This is a genomic window from Allobosea sp. 05T422_2, assembly GCF_056396265.1.
In genome coordinates this window covers 1-8171 of the sequence record NZ_JBFTLD010000288.1, presented here as the reverse complement: position 1 = coordinate 8171, position 8171 = coordinate 1, and the positions used below count along the sequence as shown (strand labels likewise).

Genomic DNA, 8171 nt, shown 5'->3' with positions numbered 1-8171 from the left:
GTCCTTGCCTGTCTGCGCATATGGAATGCGGCCGATCCGCTACGCGATCTCTTCGCGACATTCGCGGTGTCCTTGCCGTTCACCATTCTGGTCGCAGCCGCGTATCTTCGTCATCGCGGGCTGGTGACCAGGGTTCTGTCATTCGGCAGCGGGGCAGGATCGCTCCGCCGGAGGCTCGCCGCGCTCTGGCCCGGGCTGGTGGTGGCGGTCGTCATCGCCGCCTTCCTCTTCATCCAGCTGGACCTAACGATCGGAAGGCCGACGCGGGGCGGATTGTTGCTGCTTTCGCTTCTTCTGGTTCTCGCCGGTCCTCATCTCGACGTCGCCATCGAAAGACGCGGCTGGCAGGCGGTTCGCTCGCAGGGCGGAGAACTGGCGGGCGCGCTGTGGCGCACCTTCCGCATCGTGGTCGCGGCATCGATTCTCGCGGTCTTGGCCACGCTCTGGCTCCTGCCGATCCTGGATGTCGTCGGCATTCCGCGGGGCACCGTCCTGCTGAAAGCTGGCGAGATCCTGATGCTCGTGCTGGTCATTGCCTTCTGCTGGAACTGGGTGGCCATCATGGCCGCGCGCATCAGACCTCAAACGCCGGGCGATCCGCAGGTCCCCGCCGCCATGATCGGCACGCGGCTGACCACTGTCGGCCCATTGCTCGTGGGCCTCACCAAGGCCGCGCTCCTGACGCTGGGGGCTCTGACCGTCCTGGTGATGCTCGGCATCAATGTCTGGCCACTGATCACCGGCCTCTCGATCTTCGGCCTGGCGATCGGGCTGGGCTCCCAGACACTGGTCAAGGATGTGGTGGCCGGTCTGTTTTTCCTCGTCGATGATGCCTTCCGCCTGGGCGAATATATCGAGACCTCGGGAGCCAAGGGCACTGTCGAGAGAATTTCGTTGCGATCGGTCTCCTTGAGGCACCCGCGTGGTCCGGTTGCGACCATTCCCTTCGGGCAGATCGGGAAGATCCAGAATTTCAGCCGCGAATGGGTCATCGAGAAGATGATGTTCCGGGTTGCCTTGGACACCGATGTCGAAGCCGTGCGGAAACTGTTCAAGAAGATCGGGCAGGAGATCGAAGCGGATCCGGAGCTGAACGCCGATCTGCTTGAGCCGTTCAAGAGCCAGGGCATTGCAGCGCTCGAGGAAGGCACTCTGGTGATCCGCGCCAAATACAAGGCCCGGGCCGGGCGTCAATTCCAGATCCGCAAGGCGATCCTGTCCAAGGTGCGGATCGTGCTGGCGGAGAACGGCATCAAACTGGTGCCCAAGCCCCTTCATGTCCCCGAGATGGGTGGGTGAGCCTGGCTGTTCGCCTTCGTTTACCGGGCATCGGGGCCTTGCGGCCACAAGAACCGGTCCAGCCAGAAGAACGGGTCCAAGCCGAAGCATCGGCCGCTCATCTGCGACGGGGCGCTAGGGCGACCCAGCAGGTCAGCGAATAGACAACCGATCCCACGGCGACCATCGCGATCTCAGCCATATCGCGCTCCATCGATCCTCCGGCCGTCAGGCAACCAGACATCGGGCGAATCTCGGGCGGGGCTTTGACCAGTCGGCACGGCCTGACAGTCGAAGCCTTCATCCGATCGATCGCTGTCCGATCAGCAGACGAAACCTGTCCAGATCATTTCGCGCATTGCCCGGCCGCCGGGTCTTGCCATTTGGCGCCAATCGCGTCGGCAATCGTTCGATCTCGTCAGGGAAGACGCCCCGGCCGAGCACGGCGATATCTGCGAGATCGCCCGCTTCTTCCGCGTCACGGCGGAGATCGCCATGGTGCGTGAGGCTCATCCGCCGCAGTTGGACGTGGTCTATCCCTGATCCTTGAGGAGACGCTCGACGCAGGTCGCCAGCGAGCCGCGCCATGCGGGAAGCGTAACGCCGTGCCGCGCAGCGAGCTTGCCGCAGTCGAGCCGTGAATTGGCCGGCCTCCGCGCTGGCGTCGGGTAATCCGTCGTGGCGATGCGCTTGACCGCGACCGGCTTGCCGCCGAGCCGCTCCCGGTCTGCGAAGATCGCCTCGGCGACATCGGCCCAGACCGCTTCCCCCGCAGCACTCATGTGAAAGATGCCGCGCAGTGTTTCGTCCTGGGGGCGGGCGACCAGATTGCGCGCCACCGCCAGGACGGCGTCGGCGATGTCGAGCGCGCTGGTCGGGCAGCCATGCTGGTCCGCGACCACGCCGACCTCGTCGGTTGTTTCGGCCAGGCGCAGCATGGTTTTGACGAAATTCTTGCCGAAGGGGCTGTAGATCCAGGCCGTGCGCAGGATCGCGTGGTTGTCCGAGGCGGCCGCGACCGCCCGCTCGCCAGCCAGCTTGCTGGCACCATAGGCTGAGATCGGCCCGGTCGCGTCGTCCTCGCGATAGGGCCGATCGAGCGCCCCGTCGAAGACGTAGTCGGTCGAGATCTGGATGACGGGGACGCCAAGTGCGGCAGCCGCGCGCGCCGCTTCACCGGCCGCCTCGCCGTTGACGCGCATGGCGAGGTCGGGTTCGCTCTCAGCCTGGTCCACCGCCGTATAGGCCGCCGCATTGACGATGACATGGGGCCTGGCCGCGCGCAGTGCTGGCGCGATCATTTTGGGGATGGCGAGATCCAGATCCGGGCGGCGGAGCGCGACGACTTCAACACCGGCCGGCACGCGCTCCAGCATGGCGCGGACGACCTGGCCGGTCCAACCGGTGACGACGATGCGCAGACCCATCAGTCGAAAAACCGCAGCATCTCGGCGAGCCGCGGATGCTTGCGATCCTTGTCGGAGAGGGGCAGCGAGGACAGGGGCAGAGCCTCGGCGATGCCGAGGGCCGGATCATCGAAGGCAAGCCCATGATCGTTCTCGGGCGCGTAGGGCCCGGTGGTCTTGCAGAGCACTTCGGTGTCCGGCTCGTGTGTGACGAAGGGCATTGTCATGTCTCCGGCCTGTTTGCGCGGCACGATATGACCGCTGGCCCTGATGTTGTCCGCTTGAACCGATCCCCCACGTAGATCGACGAATTTTCGCGGCTCGTCTATGGACGCGAGCGGGGCCCGAGTCCGCAACACCTCCCGGCTCATGATCATAGTGACCTCCAGTGCTGAAGATCAGCCTCGTCTTCGCCAAATTGAATGGCCGAAAAGCGGACGTACCCAACGTCAGAAAAGGCAGTTCCGGACATTGTCACCCGCCCCCCGGCCAAAGCCCCCCTATCGCGCCTGATCGCGGCCCTGCCTCTGCTCCACGGCGGCGATATAGGCGTCGCGGGAGGGGCCGAGATGGTCGCGGCAGAGCTGGACCAGCCTCGCCCGGTCGCCGGCCTCGAGCGCGGCGATCATCGCCCAATGCTCGGCGCAGGCCAGCGCCAGATGCGAGGGGCTGGCTGCCGTGATCGAACGGGCGCCATGAACCTTCTGCGCCATCATCTGGATCAGCTCGACCAGGTGCGGATTGCCGCAGGCGGCAAAGAGCGCCTCGTGAAACGCCATATTGGCGCGGAAGGCCGCGCGCGCGTCGGCGTCGGTGACCGCGGCCGCATGGACGTCCTGAATGGCTTTCAGCCGTGAGACGATCTCGGAGCCGGCCGGCAGCGGAATCTGCTCAGCCGCCAAGGTCTCCAGCGCCTCGCGCACCGAATAGATCTGGCGCACCTCTTGCGGCTCCAGCAGCCTGACGGCTGCGCCCTTGTTCGGCACGCGCTCGACCAGCCCGACCCGCTCCAGCTCGGCCAGGGCCTCGCGCACGACATGGCGCTTCACCTCGAGCCGAGCGGCGATGTCCTCCTCGATCAGGCGCTCGCGCGGCAGCAGCCAGCCAAGCACGATCTCCTCCTCGAGGGCATCGGCCACCATGCGGGTGCGGTCGGCGGTGGCGGGCTTCAACGCGAGGACGGACATGCGACTTATTCCAGTTCCAACATAATTGTTGACAATCATGTCAACGGCAACGCCTCATCATGTCATGACGAGCACCAATGACAAGACGGCCCCCGCCAAACCGGCCCCGCGCGGCATGCGCCGCAATCTCGCCAGCTATGGCGATCCCGGCTTTTCGCTGTTCCTGCGCAAGGCGTTCATCAAGGCGGCCGGTTTTTCCGACGATGCGCTCGACCGGCCGATCATCGGCATCACCAACACCTTCAGCGACTTCAACCCCTGCCACGGCAATGTTCCGCGCCTGATCGAGGCGGTGAAGCGCGGTGTCATGCTCGCCGGCGGCCTGCCGATGGAGTTCCCGACCGTCTCGATCCACGAGTCGTTCTCGAACCCGACCTCGATGTTCCTGCGCAACCTGATGGCGATCGACACCGAGGAGATGATCCGCGCCCAGCCGATGGATTCGGTCGTGCTGATCGGCGGCTGCGACAAGACCGTCCCGGCGCAGCTGATGGGCGCGGTCTCGGCCGATATCCCCGCGATCCAGCTCATCACCGGCCCGATGCTGGTCGGCCACCACAAGGGCGAGATCCTCGGCGCCTGCACGGATTGCCGCAGGCTCTGGGGCCAGCACCGGGCCGGCACGATCGACGAGGCCGAGATCGAGGTCTTGAGCGGCAGGCTCGCACCGACGCAAGGCACCTGCATGGTCATGGGCACGGCCAGCACCATGGGCTGCCTCGTCGAGGCGCTCGGCATCGCGCTGCCCGGCACCGGCACGATTCCGGCGACCCATGCCGACCGCATCCGCGCCGCCGAAGCCAGCGGCAAGCAGGCTGTTGCGCTGGCCAAGGGGGGCGAGAGCTCACGTGGATTGCGGCCGAGCGAATTGCTGACCGAGACCGCCTTCCGCAACGCCATGGTGGTGCTGCAGGCGATCGGCGGCTCGACCAACGGGCTCGTCCATCTCGCGGCCATCGCGCGGCKCGCAGGCTTGAGCATCGATCTCGAGGAGTTCGACGCGATCGGCCGCGCCGTGCCGGTGCTGATCGATCTGAAGCCGTCGGGCGATCATTACATKGAGCATTTCCACTGGGCCGGCGGCGTGCCGAAGCTGATGAAGGAACTGCGCGCGCATCTGGCGCTCGACGCCATCACCATCAGTGGCCAGACCATCGGCGAGATCGCGGAGGCCGCCGAGGAGGTGCCGAACCAGACGATCATCCGCAGCGCCGCAAACCCGCTGAAGCAGACCGGCGGCATGGCCGTGCTGCGCGGCAACCTGGCGCCTGGCGGCGCGGTGATCAAGCATTCGGCCGCCTCTCCTGCCCTGCTCCAGCACACCGGCCGGGCCGTCGTCTTCGACTCCGTCGAGGACATGGTGACGCGCATGGACGATCCCGCGCTCGATGTGACTGCCGATGACGTGCTCGTGCTGCGCAATGCCGGCCCCAAGGGCGCGCCCGGCATGCCGGAGGCCGGTTATCTGCCGATCCCGAAGAAGCTCGCCCAGGCCGGCGTCAAGGACATGGTCCGCATTTCGGATGCCCGCATGAGCGGCAMCGCCTTCGGCACGATCGTCCTGCACATCACGCCTGAATCGGCGGTGGGCGGCCCGCTCGGGCTGGTCCGCGACGGCGACCTGATCAGGCTCGACGTGCCCGCCCGCCAGATCGAATTGCTGGTCGAGGCGGCCGAGCTCGACCGCCGCAGGGCAGAATGGCAGGCGCCCGCCCATCTCAGCGAGCCCTCGCGCGGCTATCGCGGGCTCTATCTGAAAAGCGTCCTCCAGGCCGATGAAGGCTGCGATTTCGACTTCTGCTGACTGGCCGCAGCGCGGCTCAAGACACGTGATGCAGGGCCGGACGAACCGGCCCGCAGCCCAACCCGGAGGACAATGCCCGATGCTGAAACGCGCCTTTCTCGGCGGCACGCTCGCCGCTCTCTCACTTGCCGGTCTGTCACTTGCCGGTCTGTCACTTGCCCTTGCCGGTCCCGCAGGCGCGCAGGCCTATCCGCAAAGGCCGGTCACGCTGCTCGTGCCCTATGCGCCGGGCGGGGCGACCGACATTATCGGCCGCGTCATCGCCGAGGAACTCTCGCAGACGATCGGCCAGCGCGTCATCGTCGAGAACCGCGCCGGCGCGGCCGGCAGCGTCGGCGCGGCTGCCGTCGCCCGCTCCCAGCCCGATGGCTATCTGCTGCTGATGGGCGCGCTCACCAGCCACTCGATCAATATGGGGCTGCAGGCCAAGCCCGGCTTCGACCTGAAGAAGGATTTCGCGCCGGTCACCATCGCCGGCACGGTCGGCCTGGCGCTCGTCGTCCACCCCTCGGTGCAGGCGAAGACCATCCCCGAGCTGGTCGCGCTCGCCAAGGCCAAGCCCGAGGACTTCAACTACGCCTCCTCCGGCAACGGCTCGCCGCAGCATCTGGCCGGCGAGATGTTCAATGCGCGCGCCGGGACGAAGCTCGGCCACGTGCCCTATCGCGGCAGCGGCCCGGCGATGACCGACATGATCGGCGGCCAGGTCAAGGTGATGTTCGACACCATTCCCTCCGTGCTCCAGCATGTGAATGCGGGCTCGCTGAAGGCGATCGCGACCACCGGCCGCGAGCCCTCCCCCTTCATGCCGGATTATCCGACGGCGATCGCGCAGGGGCTGCCCGATTTCGAGATCGGCTCCTGGTTCGGGGTGCTCGCCCCGGCCGGCACGCCGCAGCCGATCATCGACAAGCTCAACGCCGAGATCGTCAAGGCGCTGAAAAGCCCCAAGGCGCTGGAAGCGATGAAGCTGCAGGGCGTGACGCCCAAGCCCGGCACGCCTGCCGAGGCGGCCGCGCTGATCGACAGCGAGATGACGAAATGGAGCGACCTGATCAAGGCGACCGGGCTGAAGCCGGAGTGATGGAATTTGGCTCCGCGCTGCGCTAGGCCGGAGCGGTGGCACCGGTGAGATCCTGCGCTCATCGACGCCAGCCCTTGGGAGCGAGAGCATCATGACAAACCCCATCGAGCGCATCGCCATTGTCGGCGCCGGCATGATCGGCGCGAGCTGGGCGGCGCTCGCCTGTGCTCATGGCGTCGCTGTCGCGGCTTACGACCCCTCGCCCGCAGCCGAGGAGAAATTCTTCACTTACGTCGAGCGCGCCCGATCGCAGCTCGCCGAACTGGGGCTTGCCGGCGCGGGGGCGCTCAGCTTTTCGACCAGGCTCGGCGCGGTGCTTGAAGGCGCGCAGTTCATCCAGGAGAACGGCCCGGAGAACGAGGCCGTGAAACGGCAGTTGCTGAGCCAGATCGACGCCCAGACGGCGCCGGATGCGATCATCGCCAGCAGCACCTCGGCCCTGCTGCGCAGCGCCATCGTCGCCGAGTGCCTCCGGCCCGAGCGCATCATCGTCGCCCATCCGTTCAACCCGCCCCATCTCGTGCCCCTGGTCGAGATCATCGGCGCGGATGAGGCCGTCATTGCGCAGGCCTGCGCCTTCTATCGCGTGCTCGGGCGCAGGCCCGTGGTGCTGAACCGGGAAATGCCGGGCCATATCGCCAACCGGCTGGCGTCGGCGCTCTATCGCGAGGCGGTCCATCTGGTCGAGCAGGGCGTGGCCAGCGTCGCCGATATCRATGCCGCCCTGTGCCATGGGCCGGGTCTGCGCTGGGCCCTGATGGGMCCGCACATGACCTATCACCTCGGCGGCGGCGCCGGCGGCATCAAGGGCTATCTTGCCCATCTCGGGCCGAGCCAGCTCAGGCGCTGGGAATCGCTCGGCCAACCGACTTTAAGCGAAGAGGTGCAGCGCCGGATCGTCGAGGGGGTCGCAGAGGAGAGCGCCGGCCGCTCGATCGCCGAGCTGGAAGCGCGCCGCGACGAGGGCCTGCTGGCGCTGCTGAAATCGMGCAAGCTGGTGAGCGAGTAGGCGGGGGCACAGGCCTGAGTTGGCGCGCAGCAAATCCCGCGCGCAGTCCCTTCGCGGATCAGGCGGCGGMACGCCCCTCGGCCCTGACAGGTGCCCTACAAATCGGTGATCGGCCCCGTGCCCTCGCGGAAGGTTCTCTCCTGCCCCCGCGTCCGCGACGCGTCCCGGCGCTCGATCTGGACGGAGAGGCTGAAGTCAAGCGCGCCGGAGCAGCGGCCACTCAGCGTGATCCTCGTTTCCCCCTGGTCGTGGCTGAAGCTGCAGGTGAGGGATTGGCTGAACCCGGGGCGTTGATCCTGCGCCCAGGCTGGCGATGTCGCGGCCAGGACCAGGGCCGCCGCAAACGCCTTGTCGGTCAGGGTGTGTCGCATCGGTCTGTCCTCCCGTCGACCAAACGTGGGAG

At 66.9% G+C, this 8171-nt stretch carries 8 protein-coding genes; 4 read left to right on the top strand and 4 right to left on the bottom strand.

Features of this window, described 5'->3' with window-relative positions; genetic code table 11:
- Nucleotides 1-1299: mechanosensitive ion channel family protein (locus AC1DJT_RS31240; RefSeq protein WP_476835575.1), on the top strand; the 1299-nt coding region annotated here is incomplete at its 5' end.
- 512 nt (nt 1300-1811) lie between these two features.
- On the opposite strand, the gene rfbD is transcribed toward AC1DJT_RS31240, so the two are convergent.
- The 3 genes from rfbD to AC1DJT_RS31225 form a co-directional block, all read right to left on the bottom strand.
- On the bottom strand, nt 1812-2705 hold the full coding sequence (rfbD, locus tag AC1DJT_RS31235) for a dTDP-4-dehydrorhamnose reductase (RefSeq protein WP_476770289.1): 894 nt from the start codon (nt 2703-2705) through the stop codon (nt 1812-1814).
- Complete coding sequence (locus tag AC1DJT_RS31230) at nt 2705-2905, bottom strand: dTDP-4-dehydrorhamnose 3,5-epimerase family protein (RefSeq protein WP_476770288.1); 201 nt, start codon at nt 2903-2905, stop codon at nt 2705-2707. Before AC1DJT_RS31230 ends, rfbD begins: the two co-directional genes overlap by 1 nt.
- Before the next feature lie 279 nt (nt 2906-3184).
- Nucleotides 3185-3871, bottom strand: a complete 687-nt coding sequence (locus tag AC1DJT_RS31225) for a GntR family transcriptional regulator (RefSeq protein WP_476770287.1) — start codon at nt 3869-3871, stop codon at nt 3185-3187.
- Between the two features lie 64 nt (nt 3872-3935).
- On the opposite strand from AC1DJT_RS31225, the gene AC1DJT_RS31220 reads away from it, so the two are divergent.
- The 3 genes from AC1DJT_RS31220 (at nt 3936) to AC1DJT_RS31210 (ending at nt 7768) form a co-directional block, all read left to right on the top strand.
- Nucleotides 3936-5675: an IlvD/Edd family dehydratase gene (locus AC1DJT_RS31220; protein ID WP_476835574.1), complete on the top strand. Its 1740-nt coding sequence runs from the start codon at nt 3936-3938 to the stop codon at nt 5673-5675.
- A gap of 79 nt (nt 5676-5754) precedes the next feature.
- Nucleotides 5755-6759 carry a Bug family tripartite tricarboxylate transporter substrate binding protein gene (locus AC1DJT_RS31215; protein WP_476770285.1) on the top strand — a complete coding sequence of 335 codons (1005 nt, stop codon included), beginning with the start codon at nt 5755-5757 and terminating at the stop codon, nt 6757-6759.
- A 91-nt stretch (nt 6760-6850) separates the two neighbouring features.
- Nucleotides 6851-7768: a 3-hydroxyacyl-CoA dehydrogenase NAD-binding domain-containing protein gene (locus AC1DJT_RS31210; protein ID WP_476835573.1), complete on the top strand. Its 918-nt coding sequence runs from the start codon at nt 6851-6853 to the stop codon at nt 7766-7768.
- 95 nt (nt 7769-7863) lie between these two features.
- Here the strand turns inward: AC1DJT_RS31210 and AC1DJT_RS31205 are convergent, their stop codons facing one another.
- The gene (locus AC1DJT_RS31205; protein ID WP_476770283.1) at nt 7864-8139 is read right to left on the bottom strand and encodes a hypothetical protein; all 276 of its coding nucleotides are present in this window, start codon (nt 8137-8139) and stop codon (nt 7864-7866) included.
- Between the last annotated feature and the right edge of the window lie 32 nt (nt 8140-8171).

Bases quoted from the DNA above. Each gene is read 5' to 3' on its own strand.
- rfbD (WP_476770289.1), bottom strand. From the start codon at position 2,705: ATGGGTCTGCGCATCGTCGTCACCGGTTGGACCGGCCAGGTCGTCCGC.
- AC1DJT_RS31230 (WP_476770288.1), bottom strand. From the start codon at position 2,905: ATGCCCTTCGTCACACACGAGCCGGACACCGAAGTGCTCTGCAAGACC.
- AC1DJT_RS31225 (WP_476770287.1), bottom strand. From the start codon at position 3,871: ATGTCCGTCCTCGCGTTGAAGCCCGCCACCGCCGACCGCACCCGCATG.
- AC1DJT_RS31215 (WP_476770285.1), top strand. From the start codon at position 5,755: ATGCTGAAACGCGCCTTTCTCGGCGGCACGCTCGCCGCTCTCTCACTT.
- AC1DJT_RS31205 (WP_476770283.1), bottom strand. From the start codon at position 8,139: ATGCGACACACCCTGACCGACAAGGCGTTTGCGGCGGCCCTGGTCCTG.